The 23229-nt window shown below is 72.2% G+C and carries 24 protein-coding genes, 1 tRNA gene and 1 pseudogene; 17 read left to right on the top strand and 9 right to left on the bottom strand.

Features of this window, described 5'->3' with window-relative positions:
- Positions 1 to 49 precede the first annotated feature (49 nt).
- A complete protein-coding gene (locus ACIQV3_RS11745) occupies positions 50 to 496 on the top strand; it encodes a molybdopterin-dependent oxidoreductase (RefSeq protein ID WP_403712174.1) in 447 nt (148 codons plus the stop codon).
- 2 nt (positions 497 to 498) lie between these two features.
- On the opposite strand, the gene ACIQV3_RS11740 is transcribed toward ACIQV3_RS11745, so the two are convergent.
- Positions 499 to 1311, bottom strand: a complete 813-nt coding sequence (locus ACIQV3_RS11740; protein WP_403712172.1) for a VOC family protein — start codon at positions 1309 to 1311, stop codon at positions 499 to 501.
- 108 nt (positions 1312 to 1419) lie between these two features.
- On the opposite strand from ACIQV3_RS11740, the gene ACIQV3_RS11735 reads away from it, so the two are divergent.
- Together ACIQV3_RS11735 and ACIQV3_RS11730 are read left to right on the top strand one after the other, a co-directional pair.
- Positions 1420 to 2118: an HhH-GPD-type base excision DNA repair protein gene (locus tag ACIQV3_RS11735; RefSeq protein ID WP_403712170.1), complete on the top strand. Its 699-nt coding sequence runs from the start codon at positions 1420 to 1422 to the stop codon at positions 2116 to 2118.
- A gap of 54 nt (positions 2119 to 2172) precedes the next feature.
- Entirely contained in the window at positions 2173 to 2649 is a 477-nt protein-coding gene (locus tag ACIQV3_RS11730; RefSeq protein WP_403712168.1) for a cupin domain-containing protein, read from the top strand.
- Here ACIQV3_RS11730 and opcA read toward each other — a convergent pair.
- Together opcA and ACIQV3_RS11720 are read right to left on the bottom strand one after the other, a co-directional pair.
- Positions 2595 to 3530, bottom strand: a complete 936-nt coding sequence (gene opcA, locus ACIQV3_RS11725; RefSeq protein ID WP_403712166.1) for a glucose-6-phosphate dehydrogenase assembly protein OpcA — start codon at positions 3528 to 3530, stop codon at positions 2595 to 2597. The genes ACIQV3_RS11730 and opcA overlap by 55 nt on opposite strands.
- 55 nt (positions 3531 to 3585) lie before the next feature.
- Positions 3586 to 5205 carry a helicase HerA-like domain-containing protein gene (locus ACIQV3_RS11720; protein WP_403712164.1) on the bottom strand — a complete coding sequence of 540 codons (1620 nt, stop codon included), beginning with the start codon at positions 5203 to 5205 and terminating at the stop codon, positions 3586 to 3588.
- A gap of 88 nt (positions 5206 to 5293) precedes the next feature.
- On the opposite strand from ACIQV3_RS11720, the gene ACIQV3_RS11715 reads away from it, so the two are divergent.
- On the top strand, positions 5294 to 5590 hold the full coding sequence (locus tag ACIQV3_RS11715) for a type II toxin-antitoxin system VapB family antitoxin (protein ID WP_112446725.1): 297 nt from the start codon (positions 5294 to 5296) through the stop codon (positions 5588 to 5590).
- 111 nt (positions 5591 to 5701) lie between these two features.
- A complete protein-coding gene (locus ACIQV3_RS11710; protein ID WP_403712162.1) occupies positions 5702 to 6361 on the top strand; it encodes a LytR C-terminal domain-containing protein in 660 nt (219 codons plus the stop codon).
- A gap of 76 nt (positions 6362 to 6437) precedes the next feature.
- Here the strand turns inward: ACIQV3_RS11710 and upp are convergent, their stop codons facing one another.
- Positions 6438 to 7073, bottom strand: coding sequence for a uracil phosphoribosyltransferase (gene upp / locus ACIQV3_RS11705; protein ID WP_403712160.1), 636 nt, complete (start codon positions 7071 to 7073; stop codon positions 6438 to 6440).
- A 193-nt stretch (positions 7074 to 7266) separates the two neighbouring features.
- Here upp and ACIQV3_RS11700 point away from each other — a divergent pair, with 193 nt between their 5' ends.
- The 10 genes from ACIQV3_RS11700 (at position 7267) to ACIQV3_RS11655 (ending at position 14445) form a co-directional block, all read left to right on the top strand.
- On the top strand, positions 7267 to 8274 hold the full coding sequence (locus ACIQV3_RS11700) for a universal stress protein (protein WP_403712158.1): 1008 nt from the start codon (positions 7267 to 7269) through the stop codon (positions 8272 to 8274).
- Between the two features lie 128 nt (positions 8275 to 8402).
- Positions 8403 to 8576 carry a hypothetical protein gene (locus ACIQV3_RS11695; protein WP_254381952.1) on the top strand — a complete coding sequence of 58 codons (174 nt, stop codon included), beginning with the start codon at positions 8403 to 8405 and terminating at the stop codon, positions 8574 to 8576.
- Between the two features lie 296 nt (positions 8577 to 8872).
- A complete protein-coding gene (locus ACIQV3_RS11690) occupies positions 8873 to 9454 on the top strand; it encodes a hypothetical protein (protein ID WP_403712312.1) in 582 nt (193 codons plus the stop codon).
- A 77-nt stretch (positions 9455 to 9531) separates the two neighbouring features.
- Positions 9532 to 9960, top strand: coding sequence for a tRNA adenosine(34) deaminase TadA (gene tadA, locus ACIQV3_RS11685; protein WP_327309360.1), 429 nt, complete (start codon positions 9532 to 9534; stop codon positions 9958 to 9960).
- A 57-nt stretch (positions 9961 to 10017) separates the two neighbouring features.
- Positions 10018 to 10104: transfer RNA gene (locus ACIQV3_RS11680), tRNA-Ser, on the top strand.
- A gap of 155 nt (positions 10105 to 10259) precedes the next feature.
- Positions 10260 to 10580 carry a hypothetical protein gene (locus ACIQV3_RS11675; RefSeq protein ID WP_403712156.1) on the top strand — a complete coding sequence of 107 codons (321 nt, stop codon included), beginning with the start codon at positions 10260 to 10262 and terminating at the stop codon, positions 10578 to 10580.
- Between the two features lie 398 nt (positions 10581 to 10978).
- The gene (locus ACIQV3_RS11670) at positions 10979 to 11140 is read left to right on the top strand and encodes a hypothetical protein (RefSeq protein ID WP_403712154.1); all 162 of its coding nucleotides are present in this window, start codon (positions 10979 to 10981) and stop codon (positions 11138 to 11140) included.
- Between the two features lie 379 nt (positions 11141 to 11519).
- The gene (locus tag ACIQV3_RS11665) at positions 11520 to 12371 is read left to right on the top strand and encodes an RNA polymerase sigma factor SigF (RefSeq protein ID WP_403712311.1); all 852 of its coding nucleotides are present in this window, start codon (positions 11520 to 11522) and stop codon (positions 12369 to 12371) included.
- 247 nt (positions 12372 to 12618) lie between these two features.
- A complete protein-coding gene (locus ACIQV3_RS11660) occupies positions 12619 to 13473 on the top strand; it encodes an RNA polymerase sigma factor SigF (protein ID WP_243341827.1) in 855 nt (284 codons plus the stop codon).
- Between the two features lie 117 nt (positions 13474 to 13590).
- Entirely contained in the window at positions 13591 to 14445 is an 855-nt protein-coding gene (locus ACIQV3_RS11655) for a hypothetical protein (protein ID WP_403712152.1), read from the top strand.
- A gap of 25 nt (positions 14446 to 14470) precedes the next feature.
- Here ACIQV3_RS11655 and ACIQV3_RS11650 read toward each other — a convergent pair whose 3' ends face one another.
- Positions 14471 to 14710, bottom strand: a complete 240-nt coding sequence (locus ACIQV3_RS11650; protein ID WP_403712150.1) for a hypothetical protein — start codon at positions 14708 to 14710, stop codon at positions 14471 to 14473.
- A gap of 119 nt (positions 14711 to 14829) precedes the next feature.
- Between ACIQV3_RS11650 and ACIQV3_RS11645 the strand changes: the two genes are divergently transcribed.
- Positions 14830 to 15303: a MarR family winged helix-turn-helix transcriptional regulator gene (locus tag ACIQV3_RS11645; protein ID WP_403712148.1), complete on the top strand. Its 474-nt coding sequence runs from the start codon at positions 14830 to 14832 to the stop codon at positions 15301 to 15303.
- Between the two features lie 14 nt (positions 15304 to 15317).
- Positions 15318 to 17280: pseudogene (locus ACIQV3_RS11640) on the top strand (MDR family MFS transporter).
- On the opposite strand, the gene ACIQV3_RS11635 reads toward ACIQV3_RS11640, so the two are convergent.
- From ACIQV3_RS11635 to ACIQV3_RS11620, 4 genes are all read right to left on the bottom strand, one after another.
- Complete coding sequence (locus ACIQV3_RS11635; protein ID WP_403712146.1) at positions 17252 to 19456, bottom strand: ArnT family glycosyltransferase; 2205 nt, start codon at positions 19454 to 19456, stop codon at positions 17252 to 17254. The pseudogene ACIQV3_RS11640 and the gene ACIQV3_RS11635 sit on opposite strands and share 29 nt — an antisense overlap.
- Complete coding sequence (locus tag ACIQV3_RS11630; RefSeq protein WP_403712144.1) at positions 19456 to 20721, bottom strand: glycosyltransferase; 1266 nt, start codon at positions 20719 to 20721, stop codon at positions 19456 to 19458. The genes ACIQV3_RS11635 and ACIQV3_RS11630 overlap by 1 nt, the downstream gene beginning before the upstream one ends.
- A gap of 25 nt (positions 20722 to 20746) precedes the next feature.
- The gene (locus tag ACIQV3_RS11625) at positions 20747 to 22255 is read right to left on the bottom strand and encodes a sensor histidine kinase (RefSeq protein WP_403712142.1); all 1509 of its coding nucleotides are present in this window, start codon (positions 22253 to 22255) and stop codon (positions 20747 to 20749) included.
- A 131-nt stretch (positions 22256 to 22386) separates the two neighbouring features.
- Positions 22387 to 23154 (bottom strand): response regulator transcription factor, encoded by a 768-nt coding sequence (locus ACIQV3_RS11620; RefSeq protein ID WP_403712140.1) that lies wholly within the window; start codon positions 23152 to 23154, stop codon positions 22387 to 22389.
- Positions 23155 to 23229 lie beyond the last annotated feature (75 nt).

The raw sequence follows: 23229 nt of genomic DNA, 5'->3' as shown, positions 1-23229 counted from the left end.
ACCTTGCAGATGAGGTTCCGGGCAGCATCGCGCCGGGCATGACTGAGCCATGGCCACACTCATGCTGCACGGAGACCTGGACCACCCGGCGAAGCTCAGCGTCGCGGACCTTCGGGACTGGGCACAGCACCGCGCCGCGGTCACGTTCGACTGCGCGACGAACGGGCCGCAGCACCACGTGTTCGAGGGCCCGTTGCTCCGCGAGGTCGTCTCGGACGCCGGCCCGGCCTTCGACGCCCGCCGCCGCAAGGACCGTTCGCGGTTCCTGCTCGCCGTGACCGGCGGGGACGGACACCATTCGATGCTGTCCTGGGCCGAGTTGGACGCCGACTTCGGCGCGAGCCCGGTGCTGCTGGCTACCCGGCTCGACGGCGAGGACCTCGACGGGACGGGTGCGCAGCTGGTGGTCCCCTCGGACCGGTGCGGGGCGCGCTACGTCAGCGCGGTCACGCACGTGTGGTTCGGCGCGCTGTCGCCGCCGATCCTGGGCCCGTAGGGTCAGCCGAACTTCGGCATCTCGCCGACCGTCTTCGCCACGTCGATCACGGCGAACGCCGCGCCCTGCGGGTCCGCCACCGCCGCGAAGCGCCCAAAGGGGCTGTCCATCGGGCCGAAGTGCAGCTTGCCGCCGTGGGCCCGGGTCTTCGCGACCGCCTCGTCGCAGTCCGGGACGGCGAAGTAGACCTGGATGTACGAGGGGATCTCCGGCGGGAAGTCGGTGCCCATGTTCATCCGGCCCAGCACCGGGTTCTCGGGGCCGCCCAGGCTGAAGACCTTGAAGTCCATGCCGGCCGCCTCGGGGTCGTCACCGAGGTCCATCTGCTGGGTCCCGTACGGAAAGACCCGCGGGAGGAACGCGTCCGGCTTGGCCACGTCGCGCGAGAAGAACTCGGCCCAGCAGTACGCGCCCGGCTCGCCGGTCTTCTCGAAGCCCTTGTGGTCACCCGGCTGCCAGACGCCGAAGACGGCGCCGCTGGGCTCCTTCGCGATGGCCATCGTGCCGAAGGAGCCGACCTGCATCGGCTCCATCAGGACCTCGCCGCCGGCCTCCTTGATCTTCGCCGCCGTGGCCGTCGCGTCGGGCGAGGCGAGGTAGAGACACCACTGCGACTGGCCCTCCGCCCCCGGCATCGGCGGCACCACGGCCGCGACGGCCTTGCCGTCGGAGTAGGCCTGCGTGTAGTTCCCGTACTCGCTGCTGGACTCCCCGAAGGTCCAGCCCAGCACATCGCCGTAGAAGGCCTTCGCGCCCTCCAGGTCGGAGAACATCGCGTCCAGCCAGCAGGGCGCGCCTTCCGTGAACTCAGCCATGATCGATCGACTCCCGTGTCGTGTACGACGTGACCCGTCTCGGTACTCACGCTAGGCGGGGGGTCCGACAATCGCGCGGGGAGCGCCTCCGCGCGGGACCCTGGAGCCATGGACGACAAGAACAAGGACGACAAGAACAAGAGCGTCACCATCCGTCTCGCCCAGCAGCCGGAGGCCGACGAGCTGCTCGGGCGCAGCCCGCTCGCCGCGCTGGTCGGGATGCTGCTGGACCAGCAGGTGCCCATGGAATGGGCGTTCTCGGGGCCCTACACGATCGCCCGGCGCCTGGGCTCCGACGACCTGGACGCGCACGCGATCGCCGCCCACGACCCGGAGGCCTTCGCCGCGCTGCTCTCCGAGAAGCCGGCCGTGCACCGCTACCCGGGCGCGATGGCGAAGCGGGTGCAGCAGCTGTGCGCGTACCTGGTGGAGCACTACGGAGGGGACGCGGCGGCGGTGTGGGCCGACGCGGGGACCGGCGCCGAGCTGCTGGCCCGGCTGCGGGCGCTGCCCGGCTTCGGGGAGCAGAAGGCGCAGATCTTCCTGGCGCTGCTCGGCAAGCGGTTCGGGGTGCGGCCGCGCGGCTGGCGCGAGGCGGCCGGTGGGTACGGGCCGGCGAACGTCTACCGGTCGGCGGCCGACATCACCGGCCCGGAATCGCTGGCCAAGGTACGGGCGCACAAGCAGGAGGCGAAGGCTGCTGCGAAGGCCGCCACGGCGGCGGCCACTACGACGGCCACGGCGGCCACGACGGCCGCCACGACGACCGGGAAAGCGGCCACCAGCGGTGCCGGCAAGCGGAATTGACCGTTCGGACGAGTACCCCGGCCGTTGTCAGACCCCGCCCCTAAGCTCGTGACCATGACTGAGAACCTGACCCGCGCCGCCACTGCCGAGATCATCTCCGACGGACCCGGCAGCCTGATCACGCTGCTCACGGACACGGCCGAACTCACCTGCAACACGGCCACCTTCGAGGTCGGCGCCGCGGGTGCCCCGGTGCACTTCCACACCAAGGCGACCGAGTTCTTCCACGTCACGGACGGCACCCTCGACGTCCTGCTCGGCGACGAGATACACACCCTGACCAAGGGCGACTTCCTCACCGTGCCCCCCGGCGTGAAGCACGCCTTCGCCCCGGCCGCGGGCGCCACCGCCGAGGTCTTCGTCGGCTTCACCCCCGGCATGGGCCGCTTCGACTACTACCGGCTGCTCGGCCGGGTCCGGGCGGGCGAGGCCACGGTGCAGGACATCACCGACAGCCAGCCCGTCTACGACAACCACTACGCGGAGAGCGACGCCTGGGCCGGCCGCCTGAAGCGCAGCGCCGAAGCGTAGATCTCGTCGGCGTCGAGCCTTCGCAGTTCCTCCGCTATCAGCTCGGCGCTGCTGCGGATCTTCAGCGCGACCTTGCGGTCGGGGCTGCCCGGCAGGAGCAGGGTGGCCAGGACCCCGTCCGGGCGGTCCACGCGGATCTCCCCGGCGGAGGTCGTCAGCCGGACCCGGGTGATGACCGGGCCCCCGGTCGCCACCCGCTCCACGGGCACGCTGAGCCGGTCCTCGAGCCAGCGGGCCAGCAGCTCGGAGCTCGCGTTGCCGGGCTCGCTCTCCACCGCCGCGCCCGTCACCGGGAGCGGCTTCTGGTCCAGGGCGGCGGCCAGGAGCGAGCGCCAGGGGGTGAGCCGGGTCCAGGCCAGATCGGTGTCCCCGGGCGCGTAGGTGCCGGACCGGGCGTCGAGGGCGGCGACCGGGTCGGGGGCCGCCTCGGCGTCCGTGATCCGGCGCTGCGCGAGCGCGCCCAGCGGGTCCCGGGCGGGCGCGTCCGGGGCGTCGGCGGGCCACCAGGCCACCACGGGCGCGTCCGGCACCAGCAGCGGGAGCACCACGGAGCCCGCGTGCTCGGTGAGCGTCCCGTGCAGCCGGAGCAGCACGATCTCCCCGGACCCGGCGTCGGCGCCGACCCGCAGCTCGGCGTCGAGCCGGTTCTGCCGCAGCCGGTGCGAGCCGCGCGCGGTGCGCCGGATCACCGCGATGATCCGGCAGGGGTGCTCGCGCGAGGCCTCGGAGGCCGCGCGGACGGCGTCGTAGGCGTTCTCCTCGTCCGTGGCGACGAGGAGGTTGAGCACGAGCCCCATCGTGGGACTCCCGACGGCCCGTCGCGCGTCGAGCAGGGCCCGGTTGACCTTGCTGGATGTCGTATCGGTGAGTTCGGTCCGCATGCTCCGAGTCTCGCAGGCCGGACGGGGCCTCAGGTACGCGTTCCCGCGTGCGGTGTCAGCGACGCCGCCTGGCCGTGCCGAAGATGGACCGGGAGATCTCGCGGCCCAGTTGCGTACCGATCGACCTGGCCAGGGAGCGGAAGAGCCCGCTGCCCACCACCTGTTCCGCCAGCGAGGGATCCGGCTTCGGAGCGGCCTTCGCGGCCGCCTTCGCCTGCTTCTCGGCCTCCGCCGCGGCCGCCGCCGCCTCGGCTTGCGCCTCCGCCGCCGCCTGCTCGGCGCTGATCTTCTCGTACGCCGATTCCCGGTCGACGGGCTCCGCGTAGCGCGAGTAGAGCAGCGAGGACTTCACCGCCCGGTCCAGCGCGGCCGCGTCGATCGGCCCCATCAGCGACTGGGGGGCGCGCAGCCGGGTCGCCGCCACCGGGGTCGGCGCGCCGTTCTCGCTGAGCACCGTGATCACCGCCTCGCCCGTCCCCAGCTGGGTCAGCAGCTCCTCCAGGTCGTAGGCGGAGTTCGGGAAGGTCTTCACCGTCGCCTTCAGCGCCTTCGCGTCGTCCGGGGTGAAGGCGCGCAGCGCGTGCTGCACCCGGTTGCCGAGCTGCGCCAGCACGTCGGCCGGCACGTCCTTGGGGGTCTGGGTGACGAAGAAGACGCCGACGCCCTTGGAACGGATCAGCCGGACCGTCTGCGTGATGGCTTCGAGGAAGGCCTTGGACGCCCCGTTGAACAGCAGGTGCGCCTCGTCGAAGAAGAAGACCAGCTTGGGCTTCTCCAGATCGCCGACCTCCGGAAGGTCGGTGTACAGGTCCGCCAGCAGCCACATCAGGAAAGTGGAGAAGAGCTGCGGTTTGTCCTGCACCGCCGGGAGCTCCAGTACGGAGACCAGGCCGCGCCCGTCCGCCGCCGTCCGGAGGAATTCACTGGTGTCGAATTCGGGTTCGCCGAAGAATTCCGCGGCCCCCTGCTGTTCGAAGGCGGTGAGCGCCCGCAGGATCACTCCGGCGGTCACCGTGGAGAGTCCGCCGATGCCCTTGAGCTCGGCCTTCCCCTGGTCCGAGACGAGGAAGGCCACGACGGCCCGCAGGTCCTTGAGGTCGATCAGCTCCAGGCCCTTGGTATCGGCGTAGTGGAAGATCAGCCCCAGCGACTGCTCCTGCGTCTGGTTGAGCTGGAGCACCTTGGACATCAGGACCGGGCCGAAGCTCGTCACGGTGGACCGGAGCGGGATTCCGGGGCCGATCCCGCCCAGCGAATAGAACTCGCTGGGGAATCCGGCGCCCTCCCATTCCTGGGCCACGTCCTTGGCGCGTTCCCCGATCTTCTCGTTGGCCGCGCCGGGCGCGGAGATCCCCGAGACATCGCCCTTGATGTCCGCGAGGAAGACCGGAACGCCGTTGGCCGACAACTGCTCGGCGATGAGCTGCAACGTCTTGGTCTTGCCGGTTCCGGTGGCGCCCGCGACCAGTCCGTGCCGGTTGAGCATCGCCAGCGGGATGCGGATCTGGTGCTCCGGCAGGCAGGCCCCGTCCCAGAGCAGGGCCCCCAGATCGAGCGCGGGTCCGGTGAAGGCGTACCCCGCGGCGATCTGGCCGGCGGGGGACACGGCGGGGGACGTGGCGGGTGATGCGCCGGGGGATGCGGCGGGGGACGCGGGGTCGGTGCTCTGGCTCATATATCACTCCCGAAATAGCACTGTTCGCCACCTTTGCACCGTCATAGCAAGGCTGCGCCCGCAGGCCCCTGCCCGGTAGGCTTTCCGTGTGATCTTCAAGCGCATCGGAAATAGGCGGCCGTACCCCGACCACGGCAGGGAAACCACCCGTCAGTGGGCGGATGTCGCCCCGCGCCCGGTCCGGCTCGACCAGCTTGTGACCACCAAGGGCCAGCTCGACCTCGAAACGCTGCTCGCCGAGGATTCGACCTTCTACGGGGATCTCTTCGCCCACGTCGTGAAGTGGCAGGGCGACCTGTACCTGGAGGACGGCCTGCACCGCGCCGTCCGCGCCGCGCTCCAGCAGCGCCAGGTCCTGCACGCGCGCGTCCTCGAACTGGGCTGACCCACCCCGTCCGGGTGTCGGATAGGTCCCGGTTGCGCCTTTCGGGTCAGCCTTGCCCTATCAACAGATGATTCGGTGGGCATCGGCAGCGGTCGGCATTACGCTGCGCACATGAGCATGCTCACTCCCCCTGGCATGGGCGGAAAGTACAAGGTCACGGGAGCGGCTTACCCCCGCATGACCCGCCCTCGACGCCGCCGCCGGATCGTCCTCGTGGTGCTCGGATCGATCATCGGGCTCGCCCTGATCGCTTACGGGGCCGTGCAGCTCATCGACGTGTTCGGCGGTGACGCGGACAAACGCAAGACCGCCGCCGCGGCCAAGGACTGCGCCACCCCCGCCCCCAAGGCGGGCTCCGCCGCCTCCGCCGCACCGGCCTCGGCCGCGCCGCGGGTCGTGCTCCCGCCGCCCGGCGGCATCACGGTCAACGTCTACAACGCGACCCCGCGCGCGGGCCTCGCCAAGGCCGTGGGCGATGAGCTCAAGAGCCGCGGCTTCGCCATCGGCAAGGTCGGCAACGCCCCCGCCGACTTCGACAAGAAGGTCCCGGGCGCCGGGATACTGGTCGGCTCGCCGCAGACGGACAAGGCCGCCTTCTCCGTCCTCGGCACCAACCTCGCCGGCGCCACCCAGCAGACCGACACCCGCGAGACCGCGGACATCGACCTGATCCTGGGCGACGCCTTCCAGGCGCTCACGCCCAAGGCCGACGCCGACAAGGCCCTCGCCGCCCTGGCCAACCCCCAGCCCGCGCCCGCCAAGAAGTGCTGACCCGCTGCCTCTGCTGACCGCATGAAGAAGCCCGGCTTCCCCCAGGGGGAAGCCGGGCTTCATCGAGGCCGCGCCGCTACTCCGCCGAGCCGTACATGCGGTCGCCCGCGTCGCCCAGCCCCGGCACGATGTAGCCCTGCTCGTTGAGCCGCTCGTCCACCGCGGCCGTCACCACCGTCACCGGCGTGCCGGCCAGCTCGCGCTCCATGATCTCGACGCCCTCCGGCGCGGCCAGCAGCACGACCGCGGTCACGTCGTCCGCACCGCGCTTGATGAGCTCCTTGATCGCCGCGACGAGCGTGCCGCCGGTGGCGAGCATCGGGTCCACCACGTAGACCTGGCGGCCCGAGAGGTCCTCCGGCATGCGCGTCGCGTACGTGGAGGCCTCCAGGGTCTCCTCGTTGCGGACCATGCCGAGGAAGCCGACCTCGGCGGTCGGCAGCAGCCGCACCATGCCGTCGAGCATGCCGAGACCGGCGCGCAGGATCGGTACGACCAGCGGCCGCGGGTGGGAGAGCTTCACGCCGGTGGTCGGACCGACCGGGGTGACGATGTCGGCCTGCTCGGTGCGCACGTCCCGGGTGGCCTCGTACGCGAGCAGGGTCACCAGCTCGTCGGCGAGCCGCCGGAAGGTGGCGGAGTCGGTGCGCTTGTCGCGCAGAGTGGTGAGTTTGTGCGCCACCAAGGGGTGATCCACGACCTGCAAACGCACAACATCCTCCAAGACTTGACTGCCGCAGCAAAAGCCGCGACCCGCGACGCCGCTACCTGCGAAAACGGCCGCAAACACGCGACCCACACCCAAAAGGCTACGCGCTGTGCCCGCCCCTTCGCGCCCGAAGCGGCGGCCACGCCCGGAAAGCGCTGGAGATGCGACCCGCCCGGACCCCCAGCACGCTGGACTGATGACCCACGCAATGGTGATCGCCGCCGTAGACGGATCCGAACACAGCCTCAAGGCCTTGGAGTGGGCAAGGGCTGCGGCAGTGCGCCACGGCACCGGGCTCGTCGTCGCCCACGTGCTGCCCGACAGCGTCCAGCTGTACGCGGCACGCCGTTCCTCGCTACAGGACCGCACCGAGCCCGAGGAGGCCGAGGACCCCGTCAGCGTGCGTATACGGGCCCACCTCGCCACCGGGGGCGAACTGCCGTCCGAAGTCCGCTACGCGTCCTTGGAGGGCTCCGTCCCGGAGGCCCTGCGGGACATCGGGGAGGGCGCCCGGATGCTGGTGATGGGCTCCCGGGGCCGCGGCGGCTTCGCCGCACTGCTCCTCGGCTCGAACAGCCGCGCCGTGGCCACCAGCGCCGGCTGCCCCGTGGTCGTGGTCGCGCACGAGGGGCGCGGAGCGGACGCGGCCCCCCAGGCCTCGGCCGGGCGGGTCGTGCTGGGACTGCACGCCGCGGAGACGCCCGACAACGTACTGGACTTCGCGTTCACGGAGGCCGCCGCGCGGGGCACCACGCTCCAGGTGGTCTCGGCGTACAGCATCCCGCCGTCGCCGACGATGGTGATCGACAGCCCGTTCGCGGTGATCCCGCCGGAGGCGCTGGTGGGGGAGGACGAGAACGCGGTGCCGGCCGAGCGGGAGATGCTCCGCTCCCAGACGGAGCGGCTGGCCCCGTTCCGGGCGAAGTACCCGGACGTGCCCGTCGAGCAGGCCGCGGTGCCCGGGGACGCGGCCGGGCGCCTCGTCGCCACCTCGAACTCGGCGGCGCTGATCGTCGTGGGCCGCCACCACCCGCGCCGGCACATCCGGTCCCTGATGATGGGCTCGGTCGCGAACGCCGTGCTGCAGCACGCGCACGGGCCGGTGGCGATCGTCCCGACGCTGGCGGAGTCGCCGGAGTCGCCGGAAGCCCCGGCGGCCCCGGCGGCCCCGGCGTCTCCCGCGTCGACCGAGGAGTCCGCGTAGCCGGGTTTGTCGGAATCCGACCGAATTCCTGCCGGGTCGTGGCGGAAGGTGGCATCAAACGGCTGGTCCGGGGGAAGGTGGGGGTTCGGGGGGACGGACCGGACCGGACCAGCCAGGGGCGGTGACCCATGCCCGAAGACGATCACGAGCCACTGGAGACGACGGCGCAGCGCAGAGCACGGCGCGCGCAGTTCCTCCGTGACCTGCACGAGGCCCGGGAACTGCGCGACCGGGTCCAGCCCAGGCGCGCCCGCGCCGCCCGCATGCGCCAGCAGATGCGCATGCGCACCTTCCGCTGGTGAGCCCTGCCGACCTCCCGTTCGTGCGCCCTCCCCACGGCCCCGGCGGAGTCCCTCCCAGCTGCCGCGAGGCCCCCGCCAGGCCCCCGCCCGGCCGCCGTCCCGCCCCCGGCGCGAGGCCCCGTACAACACGCGCGGCCAGCGCCACGGCGCGGAAGACCTCTCGCAATGGCTCGGTTTCTGCCACGATGCCGACTGGGCGGGGTACGAAACGGTGAGCACGGCGACCGTTCCACCCCCACCCACCTCCGGCCGGGGGAACTCCAACCGGCACGCCTATGACCAGTGGGAGAGTCACGGTGTATTTCGCCGCACTGCTCGCGCGCACCGAAGACGGGTGGGAAGCGAGCGACATGGAACTCGACGATGTCGAGTCTCTGAGTGATCTGATCGATCTCGCCCGCTCCGCCTCTGTCGACGACGACACGGTGGTAGCCCTCATCGAACAGGAGGACACCTGGTTCGGGGTCGTCCGGGTGGACGGCGAGGAGGACCCGCGCTACTACGTGTCCAACGCCTCCGCCGCCTCCCGCAGCTCCTACGGCTCGATGCTGACCGACGAGCTGCTGGGCAAGGACGACGAGGACGACGAACTCGACGAGCTGGACCTCGACGGCACCGAGGACGGCGAGGGCGAGGTCATCACCTCTTATTCGGACGGCGGATCCGCCGAGAGAAACGAGGAGGACGACGCTGACGCGGACGACGGCCACGACGTACGGGCCGGCGCCGAACCGGCACCCGCCGGCCCGCTCGGCGACCCCCGGCTGCTCGACGACCTCGGGGTGAGCCACAAACAACTGATGACCCTGGACGGGGACGCCCTCTCGGAGATCGCCGATTCGCTCGGCGCCACCGAGGTCCTGGAGGCCGTCCGCTAGTGATCCCCGCGCACCACCACACCCCGCGGCCCACCCCGTACACGCCCGATCCCGTACGGGACCCGTGGCAGGACTCCATGCGCCTGGCGCTCCGGGAGGCCGCCCGGGCGGTGCCGGCCGGCGACGTGCCGGTCGGCGCCGTGGTGCTCGGCCCGGACGGCACGCTCCTCGCCACCGGGCACAACGAGCGGGAGGCGACCGGAGACCCGACGGCACACGCCGAGGTACTGGCGCTGCGCCGCGCGGCCACCGCCCTCGGGGAATGGCGGCTCCCGGGGTGCACCCTCGTGGTGACCCTGGAGCCGTGCGTGATGTGCGCGGGCGCCCTCGTGCAGTCGCGGGTGGCCCGGGTCGTCTACGGGGCGGCCGACGAGAAGGCGGGCGCCGCCGGATCACTGTGGGACCTCGTACGGGACCGCCGGCTCAACCACCGACCCGAGGTGATCGCGGGCGTGCTAGCGGGGGAGTGCGCGCGGCAGCTCACGGACTTCTTCCGCGACCTCTGAGCGCTTTCGCGCGTATCGATTTCAGAGCACGGGTCTCCTTGGGCTAAGCTCTCTCTCGGTAGCGTGTCCGAGCGGCCGAAGGAGCACGCCTCGAAAGCGTGTGATGGTGCAAGCTATCCGTGGGTTCAAATCCCACCGCTACCGCTCTGATCGAAAGCCCCGCCCCGCAAGGGTCGGGGCTTTCGGCGTTCCCCGGGCTTCCGGGGGTGGGTGGCTTCCGGGGGTGGCTTCCGGGGGGCTTCCGGCGGGTGCGTGGCTTCCGTAGGGTGCGGGGCTTTCGGCGTCCGAGGGACATTCGCGTGACCGCCCGCGCCCTGGGCCGTTGTCACGGCATGACCAAGACCCAGCGCATCCTCGCCGCCATCGCCCTCGCGGGGGCCGCCGCGGGCCTCGCGGCTCCCGCCGCCTCCGCCGCCCCGGTCGCCCCGCTCACCCTTCCTGACCTGCCGGCGCCGCAGGGCATGCCCGAGGGGGCGAGCCCGTCCTCGGTGCAGGAGATCGGCGGACAGGTCAGCGGCGGCCTGAACCAGCTCAACCAGCTGATGGAGCTGCCGAACCAGCTCGCGCCCGTGATCGCCCCGGTCCAGCCGATCGCCGACCTGGCCGGCGGGCTGGAGTAGCCGCGCGGAGTCCCCAAGGACGCCGAGAAGACCGAGAAGACCGAGAACGCGAGGAAGGCCCCGACCTGAGTCGGGACCTTCAACGGTTGGGACGGGGGAAGTGGCATCGGGGGGACAAGCCACTTCCCCCGATGAGGACGGAACCTGCCAGTCCAAGCCGCAGTCAGGGGGGAAGCTTGCGGCTCGGACCCCGCAGTGAGGTCCTGTCCCTCGCTCACCGATTTCCTGCCAGAACCGGTGGGCTTGTCTCCAATCCTGCGCCTTCCGGGGCCTCCGGCACACCGGCAAAGGGCCTGCGTCGCCAGGCCATTGGTCCCTAAAGGCCGGGTGAGTGTTCGAACACGACGGGCTAGACTCTCCGGACCTTGCAGGACCGGTTGGGGAGGCCGACAGCGCACGTGGAAACCAAGAAGCTGATCTCGGGCGCCCTTGTCGTCTTCGCCCTCTTCGTCATCATCACTCAGCCCAAAAAAGCCGCCGATATGGTGCAAATAGGCTTCCAGGGAATCTCGGATGCCGCAACGGCGATCGGCGAGTTCATGACCGAACTGGTGCGCTAAACCCGTACGCTGAAGCGGTTTCCGGACTTCCCGGCCCCCCACTCCGACGGGTGGGGGGCTTTTCGCGTTCCCACACGCGGGGCAAAATGCACCGTTACGCCCAACTCACCCTCAACACGGCGATATGCGGTGCTTGCACACAGTGCACATGTCTTGTGATGCTATGACCGCTTTTGACGGATGAGTTGATGACGTGAAGTGAAGGGGTGGCGTGACCGTGCCGGCCAGTACTGCGCCCGAGGTGCCGCCCCAGCAGGAGCAGCCCCGCGAACCCCACGGGGACTCCGCACAGGCCGCCCCGCACCGGGCCTCCGCGCAGGTGTCCCCGCAGGGCCAGCCACAGGTGTCCCCGCAGGTGTCCCCGCAGGGCCAGCCACAGGTGTCCCCGCAGCCCCAGCCGCAGGAGTCCCACGTACCGCCCCAGCAGGAGGCTCCCGAGGAGCCTCCGGTCGCCCCCAGGCCGCAGAGCCGGGGCGCCGACACCCGGGCCCTCACGCAGGTCCTGTTCGGGCAGCTGAAGGATCTGCAGCCGGGCACCAGCGAACACTCACGGGTCCGCGGGGCCCTCATCGAGGCCAACATCCCGCTCGTCCGGTACGCGGCCGCCCGCTTCCGCAGCCGCAACGAGCCGATGGAGGACGTGATCCAGGTCGGCACGATCGGGCTGATCAACGCGATCGACCGGTTCGACCCCGAGCGCGGGGTGCAGTTCCCGACCTTCGCCATGCCGACCGTCGTGGGCGAGATCAAGCGGTACTTCCGCGACAACGTCCGCACCGTCCACGTCCCGCGCCGGCTCCACGAGCTGTGGGTGCAGGTCAACGCAGCCACCGAGGACCTCACCACCCTGCACGGCCGCACCCCGACCACCCCCGAGATCGCCGAGCGGCTGCGCATCGGCGAGGACGAGGTGCTCTCCTGCATCGAGGCCGGCCGCAGTTACCACGCGACCTCCCTGGAGGCCGCCCAGGAGGGCGACGGGCTCCCCGGCCTGCTCGACCGGCTCGGCTACGAGGACCCCGAGCTGGCCGGCGTGGAACACCGCGACCTGGTCCGCCACCTGCTCGTACAGCTGCCCGAGCGCGAGCAGCGGATCCTGCTCCTGCGGTACTACAACAATCTGACCCAGTCGCAGATCAGCGCCGAGCTCGGCGTCTCCCAGATGCACGTCTCCCGACTCCTCGCGCGGAGCTTCGCCCGGCTGAGATCCGCAAACAGGATCGAGGCCTAACCGGATCGAGTGGAGATCATTCTCCACTTTTCCTGACACACCAGCAGATTCCCGCCCTAGAGCAGGCCTAACGTGTTCTGTCGCTGGAGATACTTGTCGACATGGCGCTACAGCGTGTTGCCGACATGTGACATTCTGCTGGAACCGCGTTTGCCGCAGCCCCGCCTCCGGTATTCAGGTGGAGGCTGCGTTCCTCCGACGGGCGCGCAGATGAAGCGCGAACCGTCCGCGACCTCAAGGGGGTGGCATGTCCGTAGACCAGGGCAGCTCACAGGTGCTCACGCTCGTCAAGCAGCGTGAAGTGCCGGCAGTGTCCCACCGCTCGGAAGCCATCGACACCCGGATCGACACCCGCACCCTCTCCCGCTCCCTCTTCAAGCGGCTCGCAGGCCTCGACGCGGACAGTCCCGAGCGGACGTACGTGCGCGACACCCTGATCGAGCTGAACCTCCCCCTCGTGCGCTACGCGGCGGCCCGCTTCCGGAGCCGCAACGAGCCCATGGAGGACATCGTCCAGGTCGGCACGATCGGGCTGATCAAGGCCATCGACCGGTTCGACTGCGAACGCGGGGTGGAGTTCCCGACCTTCGCCATGCCGACGGTCGTGGGTGAGATCAAACGGTTCTTCCGGGACACCTCATGGTCCGTGCGCGTCCCGCGCCGACTCCAGGAGCTGCGACTCGCCCTCACCAAGGCCAGCGACGAGCTCGCCCAGAAGCTCGACCGCTCGCCGACCGTGCCGGAGCTGGCGGCCGTGCTCGGGGTCTCGGAGGAGGACGTCGTCGACGGCCTCGCCGTGGGCAACGCGTACACCGCCTCCTCGCTCGACTCGCCCTCCCCCGAGGACGAGGGCGGCGAGGGTTCGCTCGCGGACCGGCTCGGGTACGAGGACACCGCGCTGGAGGGCGTCGAGTACCGCGAGTCGCTCAAGCCCCTGCTGGCCAAGCTCCCGCCCCGGGAACGGCAGATCATCATGCTGCGGTTCTTCGCGAACATGACCCAGTCGCAGATCGGCGAGGAGGTCGGCATCTCCCAGATGCACGTCTCCCGGCTGCTGACGCGCACGCTCGCGCAGCTCCGCGTCGGCCTGATCGGCGAGTAGCCGGCCCCGCGCCCACCGGGATGTGGCTGGGGGACTGGCAAGCAACGGGCGCGGTGGCGCTCGGACAATCCGCCGCAGCCGCTTCACAATTGACGGCACGTCAGTAAAACTGCCGGGATGCGAAAGGTATCCCGGCAGGCCGCCGTCCTCGCCCTTTGCGCCACGGCTTCCGCCGCCGCCCTGACCGGCTGCGGCGGACCGGCGCGCGAGGGCTACGTGGCCGTCGGCGCGGCCGCCCCCGGCCCGGAGCGGGGCGCCGGGGAGAACGTCGCCCCCAGGGCCCGGGTCGAGTTCCAGCCGCTCCCGCAGGGGTCGCCCGGATCCTCCGCGGCCGGCGACGGCACGTCGGGGAGCACCTCGGCGGACATTCCGGCCGAGGTCCCGGGCGCCACGCCCGGCGGCACTCCGGGTGGCGCCTCGGGCGGAGTCGCGGGCGGAGCCTCGGGCGGGATCCCCGGCGGTACGCCGCCCGGCGGCCCGGGATCGCGGCCCCCGGCCGGCTCCGCCTCGGGCGGAGGCACGGCCACGCCCCCCGGCGGCCCCGGGAACCCGCCCGCCACCGCACCCGGCACCACGCTCCCGACCGCCCCGGGCGGTAAGCCCGGGAGCCCGTCCAGCCCGCCGCCGAAGCCCGGGCCGTCCGCCCCGGCGCCGCCTCCGGCCACGCCGGCGAAGCTGAGCATCGGCGCGCCGACCCGTACCGCGACGGCGGAACGCTGGTGCGAGCAGGTCACGGTGTCCTTCACCAACACCGGAGGCACGGCGGCCCGTTCGGGCACGGTCAGCTTCGCGACGCACATCATCGGCGCCCTCGGCGTCGACTGGAACACCATCCACTCGACCCAGCCGCTGCCCGCCCCGATCGCGGGCGGCACGACGAAGAAGCAGACCTACCGGATCTGCGTCGAGGCCTGGCGCGTCCCCCTGGGCATGCACGTGGAGACCCAGAGGGTCACGGCCACCTGGAACTGACGGCCGCCGCCGCGCGGACCGGGTGTCAGAGCGCCAGCCAGGCCACCACGGCGATCAGGACCACCGCGGCGAGGCCGACGCCGATCCACAGGCCCGCGCCGGCGCCCGACTTGCGCGCGGCGCGGTTCTGCATGCGCGAACCGGGGACGGCGGGGGCCGGTACCGGCTCGTCGACGAACGCCCGGAACATCTGGGTGCTGCCCGCGGGGTCGTAGTCACCCTCGGGAGCCTGTGAGTTGTGGTTCGAGTCGTGATTCGCAGCCATGCGCAGGACCCTAGCCGGTTTTCCGATTCCTTTACCGCCCGGGCCTCCGATTCATTTGCCTGTAACAACCATCTGCTTCTATGGTTGCCCGAAGCAACGACATTCGGAGGGGGGTCCCGGTGACCGCAACACCCGCGGCGCCCACAGCGCCCGCACCGCCCACACCCGCCACGCGCTACGCCGAATTGGCCCGACAGCTCACCGGCATCGGCGCCGTCAAGCGCGACCTCGCCCGTCTCCTGCCCTCCGACTGCCCGCCCGGTTCGGCGGCCGTGCTCACCGTGCTCGACCGCCACGGTGAGATGCGGCTCGGCCGCCTGTCCGAGCACCTGGCCATCGACATCTCCGTGACCAGCCGGCATGTCGCGCACACCGCCGACCGCGGCTGGATCACCCGCGACACCGACCCCGGCGACGCCCGCTGCCGGATCCTGCGCCTGACCCCGGCCGGCCGCACGCTCCTCACCGAGCTCGGCACCCGCCACACCACCGCGCTGGAGAAGGCCCTGGCCGACTGGTCCGACGCGGACGTCGACCACCTCAACATCCTGCTGGCCCGGCTCCGGTCGGGCTTCACGCTTCCAGACAGCTAGACCGAAGGAACCACATGGCTACGACCACACCCACCGGTGTGCGGGAAGGCGGCCGGCCGGAGACCACGTCCGACAGCGCGCCCATGACCCACCCGCAGATCATGAAGGCGCTCTCCGGGCTGATGCTCGGCATGTTCGTGGCGATCCTGTCCTCCACGATCGTCTCCAACGCCCTGCCCCAGATCATCGGCGACCTCGGCGGCACCCAGTCCTCGTACACCTGGGTGGTCACGGCCGCCCTGCTCTCGATGACGGCGTCCACCCCGCTCTGGGGCAAGCTGTCCGACCTCTTCAGCAAGAAGCTGCTGGTCCAGATATCCCTGGTGATCTACGTCCTCGGCTCGATGGTCGCCGGCATGTCCCAGAACACCGGCATGCTCATCGCCTGCCGCGTGGTCCAGGGCATCGGCGTCGGCGGCCTCTCCGCCCTCGCCCAGATCGTGATGGCCGCGATGATCTCCCCCCGCGAGCGCGGCCGGTACAGCGGCTACCTCGGCGCGGTCTTCGCCGTCGCCACCGTCGGCGGCCCGCTGCTCGGCGGGGTCATCACCGACACGAGCTGGCTCGGCTGGCGCTGGTGCTTCTACGTCGGCATTCCCTTCGCCGTCATCGCCCTGGTCGTGCTCCAGCGCACCCTGCACCTGCCCGTCGTCCGGCGCGACGTCAAGGTCGACTGGCTCGGTGCCCTCCTGATCAGCGGCGCCGTCTCGGCCCTGCTGATCTGGGTGACCCAGGCCGGCACCTCGTACGACTGGATGTCCTGGCAGACCGCGGCGATGACCGGCGGCGCCCTCGCCCTCGGCCTGCTCTTCCTCCTGGTCGAGTCCAAGGCGAGCGACCCGATCATTCCGCTGCGCCTCTTCCGCAACAAGACCATCAGTCTCGCCTCGGCCGCCTCGCTCTTCGTCGGCATCGCGATGTTCTCGGGCACCGTGTTTTTCAGCCAGTTCTTCCAGTTGGCCCGCGGCGAGTCCCCCACGATGTCCGGAATCCTCACGATTCCGATGATCGGCGGGCTCTTCGTCTCCTCCACCGTTTCCGGTCAGGTGATCACCAAGACCGGTAAGTGGAAGACCTGGCTCGTCTCCGGCGGTGTGCTCCTGACGGCCGGACTCGGCCTGCTGGGCACCCTGCGGTACGACACCCCGTACTGGCACATCGCGATCTTCATGGCGCTGACCGGCCTCGGCCTCGGCATGATGATGCAGAACCTGGTCCTCGCCTCCCAGAACCAGGTGGCCCCCGAGGACCTGGGCGCCGCGAGCTCGGTCGTCACCTTCTTCCGCTCGCTCGGTGGCGCGATGGGCGTCTCCGCCCTCGGCGCGGTCATGGCCAACCGGGTCACCCACTACGTCCAGGACGGCCTCGCCGAGCTCGGCCCCAAGGCCGCCGCCATGGGCCACGGCGGCACCGGCGGGGGCGCGATCCCGGACCTCGCCAAGCTGCCCGAGCCCTTCCGCACGGTCGTCGAGTCCGCGTACGGGCACGGCGTCGGCGACGTCTTCCTCTACGCCGCCCCCACGGCGCTGCTCGCGCTGGTGCTGGTGGTGTTCATCAAGGAGGTCGCCCTGAGGTCGAAGCCGGCGGCCCACGAGCCGGCGGCCGCCGCGGCCGAGTAGCCGGACGGTCTACGGGGCTGCGGGCGCGGCCGGGGCGGCCGGGGCGGCGGCGGGCGCGGCCGGGGCGGCCGGGGCGGCGGCGGGCGCGGCCGGGGCGGCCGGCGCTACGCCCGCCGCGGGCCCGGCGTGCGCCTCGATCCCGGCGATCAGGACGTCGAGGGCGAGGCAGAACTCCCCGTCGGGGGGCCGCCGGACCGTGCCTCCACGGCCGTGCAGGAGCTGCGAGACGGCCATCCGGGCCCCGGCACGGGTGGCGTACGGCAGGCCCGTGGCGTCCAGCAGCCGTACGGCCGCGGCCGTGATCCGTTCCCGGTCCGGTCCGGCGGGTTTCAGGACGCCTGTGACGTGGGCGCGGTGAGGTCGTAGAAGGTGGCTCCGCCGATCGTGGAGGCCTTGAAGTTGGCCCTGACCCACGTCTCGATGGAGCTGCTCACGCCCCCGCCGGGGCCGCCCCCGCCGCGGGTCGCGGTGCCGGTCTCGGCGGCGGCGCCGGCTTCGCCGCCATCGGCTCCCGCACTGCTCTGGCCGATGAAGTAGTGGATCCTCCCGGCGCTCACGTACGCCTTGAACCGCTCCAGGGTCGGAGAGGGGTCGCTGCCGTTGAAGCCGCCGAGGGCCATCACCGGCTGCTGCGAAGCGAGCTGGTAACTCGCCGCGTTCTGCGAGCCGATGGCGGCCGCCGCCCACGTGTACCGGTCCGCGTCGGCGCGCAGCGCGGCCGTGGCCTCGGCGCTGGTCCGCGTCCCGCCGAGCAGGCCGCCCATGCCGCCTCCGCCCTCGCCCCCGCCGGGTCCGCCGCCGGTCCGGGTGTCCCGGCCGCCGTCGGTGGGGCGGTTGCCGGCTCCGGGTGCCCGGCCGCCGGGGGCCTGGCCGCCCGGGGCGGTTCCGCCCGGGGGCGTGCCCTGCGGTGCGGCTCCGCCGCCGGGCATCCCGCCGCCGCCCGGCATCTCGAAGCCGCGCATCCCGCCGCCGGGGCCGCCCCGGCCGCCCGCGACCGCGGGGCCCGCGGTGACGATCGAGCCCGTGTGCGGGGTGGTCACCGTGGTCAGGCAGTACGCGAGGGGTCCGGCCAGGGCCACGCCCAGGCCGACTGCCGCCACACCGAGTGCGGTGCGGCGGCCCAGCCGCGCGGTGAACGGCAGCAGCAGGGCCGTGCCGAGTCCGAGAGCGAGGACCGGCCAGCGCAACCACGGCACGTACTCCGCGGAGCGGCCGAGCAACACGAAGGCCCAGTACGACGTGAGAGCGAGGGTCCCGGCGAGCGTGAGGGAGGCGGCCCGGCTGCCCCGCTCCTCCCAGAGGACGGCGATGCCCATGCCGACCAGGGCGGCGATGGAGGGGGCCAGCGCGACGGTGTAGTACTCGTGGAAGATGCCCTGCATGAAGCTGAAGACCACCGCGGTGATCAGCAGCGCCCCGCCCCAGGCCAGGAAGGCCGCGCGGGCCATGCCCTCCAGGGTGTCGGTGGCCCGGCGGGCCCGCCAGGTGACCACGAGGCCCACGACGAGCATGATCAGCGCGGCGGGCAGCAGCCAGCCGATCTGACCGCCGATGTTCGAGGAGAACAGCCGGTCGATGCCGGTCTCTCCCCAGCTCATCCCGCCACCGGCTCCGGGGCCGGTGCCGGTCATGCCCTCGGTGGCCGCCGTACGGGCTCCGCCGCCGACGCTGCCGGTCTCCTCGCCGTTGATCCGGCCGAGGCCGTTGTAACCGAGGGTCAGTTCCAGGAAGGAGTTGCTCTGCGAACCCCCGATGTACGGGCGGGAGGAGGCGGGCCACAGTTCGACGACCGCCACCCACCAGCCGCCGGCCGCGACCATGGCGAGGGTGGAGAGAAGCAGTTGTCCCAGGCGCCTGCGCAGCCGGGTCGGCGCGCAGACCGCGTACAGCAGGGCGAGGGGCGGCAGGATGACGAAGGCCTGGAGGGTCTTGGTCAGGAAGGCGAAGCCGACCGCGACCCCGGCCCAGACGAGCCACTTGGTGTGCGCGCCGTCCAGGGCCCGGAGCACGCAGTACACGGTGACGGTCATCAGGAGGGTCAGCAGAGCGTCGGGGTTGTTGAAGCGGAACATCAGCGCGGCCACGGGCGTGAGCGCGAAGACGGCTCCGCTGATGAGGGCCGCCGCCGGGCCGAACTGGCGGCGTACGGCCGCGTAGAGCACGGCGGTCGTGCCGACGCCCATCAGGGCCTGCGGGACGAGGATCTGCCAGGCACCAAGCCCGAAGAGCCGGACGGACAGCATCATGGGCCACAGCGCGGCCGGGGGCTTGTCCACGGTGATGGAGTTCCCGGCGTCGGAGGAGCCGAAGAAGAAGGCCTTCCAGCTCTCGCCTCCCGCCTGGACCGCGGCGGAGTAGAAGGAGTTGGCGTAGCCGGAGGCACCCAGGTCCCACAGCAGCAGGACGGCGGTGGCGAGGAGCAGCCCGAGGAAGGCGGGGCGTTCCCAGCCGGGCCGTGCGGCGTGCGCCCGGGCCGTGGTGGGGGACGGGGCGGCCGGGGAGGGCGGGTGGAGCGGTAGCGCTGCCGTGGTCATCAGGAGTGGTCCTTCGCGGGAGTGGCGCGCCGTTCGGGGAAGACCCAGGCGCGGAAGAGCAGGAACCGCAGCACCGTGGCGGCGAGGTTGGCGGTGACCAGGACGGCCAGTTCGGTGCTGTGCCCCGGTGTGGAGGTGGCGGCCCCGAGGGCGGCGAGCGAACCGCTGGTCAGGGCCAGTCCGATGGCGAACACCACGAGTCCCTGGGCCTGGTGGCGCACGGCTCGGGCCCGGCCGCGGACGCCGAAGGTGAGGCGGCGGTTGGCGGCGGTGTTGGCGACGGCGGAGAGCAGCAGCGCGGCGGCGTTGGCGAGCTGGGGCCCGGCGGCGGTCCGTGCCGCGGAGTAGAGGAGCAGGTACAGGAGGGTGGACAGGGCGCCGACCGCGCAGAAGCCCAGGAGCTGGCGGGCCAGCCCGCGCGGGACCCCGGGCAGGGCGGTGCGGTCGCGCGGGTCGTCCCCGAAGGGGCGGGCGAGCCGGTCCAGCGGGAGCGCGCCGACGGCCAGCGCCCGGCCCACCCGCCAGACCCCCTTGAGGTCCTCGGCGGCGGTGCGGGCGATGTGCACGGTGGAATCGGGGTCGTCGACCCAGTCCACCGGGACCTCGTGGATCCGGAGCCCGGCCCGCTCGGCGAGGACCAGCAGCTCCGTATCGAAGAACCAGCCGGCGTCCTCCACGAGCGGCAGCAGCCGGGTCGCGACCTCGCGGCGGATCGCCTTGAAGCCGCACTGGGCGTCGCTGAAGCGGGCGGAGAGCGAAGAGCGCAGGAGCAGGTTGTAGGCGCGGGAGATGAACTCCCGCTTCGCTCCCCGGACCACCCGCGAGGAGCGGGCCAGGCGGGTGCCGATGGCGAGGTCGGAGTGGCCGGAGATCAGCGGGGCGACCAGCGGCAGCAGGGCATTGAGGTCGGTGGAGAGGTCCACGTCCATGTACGCCAGGACGGGCGCGTCCGACTCCCCCCACACGGTGCGCAGGGCCCGGCCACGGCCCTTCTGCTCCAGCCGGGTGCTGCGCACCCCGGCCACGGAGGCGGCGAGGGCGGCCGCGACCTCGGGGGTGCGGTCGGTGCTCGCGTTGTCGGCGATGGTGATGCGGAAGGGGTACGGGAAGGTCCGGGTGAGGTGCTCGTGCAGCCTGCGCACGCAGGGGCCGAGGTCCGTCTCCTCGTTGTAGACCGGGATCACCACGTCGAGGACGGGCCCACCCGGTACGGGCGCGAGGGGCGCCCGTACCGGGAGCGCTCCGGGAGAGGTGTCGGTAGGCATGACCCGACCCTCCCGGGGCGGGCTGTCACCGCTGTGTGCTGACCCTGTGGCCCGTCTGTGAGTGCGGTTGCGCGGCCGGAGCGGGGGCGGCGGGGTCGGCCAGGGGCAGCAGGACCTCGAAGGAGGTGTGGCCGGGGGCGCTGCGGACGTCGACGTGGCCGCCGTGGGCCGAGACCACGGCGGCCACGATGGCCAGGCCGAGGCCGGTGGAGCCCGCCGAGCGGGAGCGGGAGGCGTCGCCGCGGGCGAAGCGCTCGAAGACGTGGGGCAGCAGTTCGGGCGGGATGCCGGGGCCGTCGTCCTCGATCCGGAGCCGGACGGCGCATGTTTCACGTGAAACATGCGCCGTGACGGTGGTGCCGGGCGGGGTGTGCGTCCGGGCGTTGGCCAGCAGGTTCACCAGCACCTGCTGGATCCGCGCCGGGTCGGCGTGGACCAGGGCGGGATCCTCGGGTAGTTCCAGGCGCCAGTGGTGGTCGTGGCCCGCGGCCCGCGCATCGCTGACGGCGTCCACGACCAGCGGGGCCAGATCCGTGTCGCAGGTGGACAGCGGGCGGCCCGCGTCGAGCCGGGCCAGCAGCAGCAGGTCCTCCACCAGACCGGTCATCCGGGTGGCTTCGGACTCGATCCGCCCGAGGGCGTGCCGGGTGTCGGGGCCGGGCTCCTCGCGGCCCCGGCGGGTCAGTTCGGCGTACCCGCGGATCGAGGCCAGCGGTGTGCGCAGCTCGTGGCTGGCGTCGGCGACGAACTGCCGGACCCGGGTCTCGCTCTGCTGGCGTGCGGTCAGGGCCGAGGAGACGTGGCCCAGCATCCGGTTGAGGGCGGCGCCGACCTGCCCGACCTCGGTACGGGGGTCGGCCTCGGCGTCGGGGACCCGCTCGTGGAGGGCGGGCTCGCCGCTGTCCAGGGGGAGCTCGGAGACCCGCGTGGCGGTGGCGGCGACCCGACGCAGCGGGCGCAGGGCGACACCGACCAGGGCCTGTCCGGCGAGGGAGGCCGCGATCAGCCCGGCGAGGGTGACGAAGACCTCCACCGCGATCAGGGTGTGCACGGTGGAGTCGACCTCGGTGAGCGGGAACCCGATCACGATGCGGCCGCCGCTGCTGTCGGGCGAGGTGAGCACCCGGTAGGCGCCGAGGCCGGGCAGGTTCAGTTCGACCGGGTCGCCGGGGCGGCCGTCGGTGGCCTTGCGGGCGGCCCCGGCGAGGACGGAGGCCTGCTCCGTGGTGAGGCGCGGGTGGCCGGCGGACCCTGCTCCGTACCCGGATCCGCCGATGGCGGCACTGCGCTGGCTGCGGACGCTCTCGACTGCCTTGCCCGCGGTGTCGAGGCGGACTCCGACGGCCCCCAGCGGGGATCCCGGTCCCATGACGACGCCGAGGTTGTTCTCCCGGGGGAACTTGGCCGCGCCCGGGTGGCTCACCATCTGGATGGAGGCGCGCAGCTGTTCGTCGACCTTGTCGACCAGGTACGAGCGCAGTGCGACGGTGGTGACGGTGCTGATGGCCGCGCCGACGACGGCGATGAGGGCCACCGCCGAGACGACGAGCCGGGTCCGCAGCGACCAGGGCCGCCGGGTCCATCGGGGGCGGCGGGGGCCGGGCGGACGCGCCGGGCGGCCCGGCCGGCGGGGGCGGCGGGGGCGGCGGGGCTCGCCGGCCGTCACTAGTCGGCCGGCTTGATCAGGTAGCCGGCGCCGCGACGGGTGTGGATCATCGGCTGGAGGCCGGTACCGGCCTCCAGCTTGCGCCGCAGGTAAGAGATGTAGAGCTCGACGACGTTGGCCTGGCCGCCGAAGTCGTACGACCACACGCGGTCCAGGATCTGCACCTTGCTCAGCACCCGGCGCGGGTTGCGCATCAGGTAGCGCAGCAGCTCGAACTCGGTCGCGGTCAGGTGGACGTCCTGACCGCCCCGGTTCACCTCGTGGCTGTCCTCGTCGAGCCTGAGGTCGCCGACCTCCAGCACCGACCCGCCGCGCGCGGCCTGCGCCGCCCCGGAACGCCGGACCAGGCCGCGCAGCCGGGCGACGACCTCCTCCAGGCTGAACGGCTTGGTGACGTAGTCGTCGCCGCCCGCCGTCAGACCCGCGATGCGGTCCTCGACCGAGTCCTTCGCGGTCAGGAACAGCACCGGAACGTGCGGGAGCTCCCGCCGCAGGCGGCCCAGGACGGCCAGCCCGTCCATGTCGGGGAGCATGATGTCGAGCAGGACGACATCGGGCCGGAACTCCCGTGCCGCACGCACCGCGCCGGCGCCGTCGCCCGCGCTGCGGACCTCGCAGCCCTCGTAGCGCAGGGCCATGGAGAGCAGTTCGGAGAGGGCGGCCTCGTCGTCCACGACGAGGACCCGGCACGGGCCGCCGTCGGGCCGGACGAGGGCCGCGTGGTTGCCGGTGGACGTGGACGCGTGGGATGTGGTCGTCACAGTCATGCGTACACGCTGGCCGCCGCCCGTGAGAGCGCTCTTGCCTGAAGCTGTGAATTCCCTGAGAAACCCCTCCCGCCC

Origin of the sequence: Streptomyces sp. NPDC099050 (assembly GCF_044759865.1) — a bacterium.
Classification (GTDB): domain Bacteria; phylum Actinomycetota; class Actinomycetes; order Streptomycetales; family Streptomycetaceae; genus Streptomyces.
The sequence above is the reverse complement of the archived record's forward strand: the minus strand, read 5'-3'. Positions and strand labels throughout refer to the sequence as shown.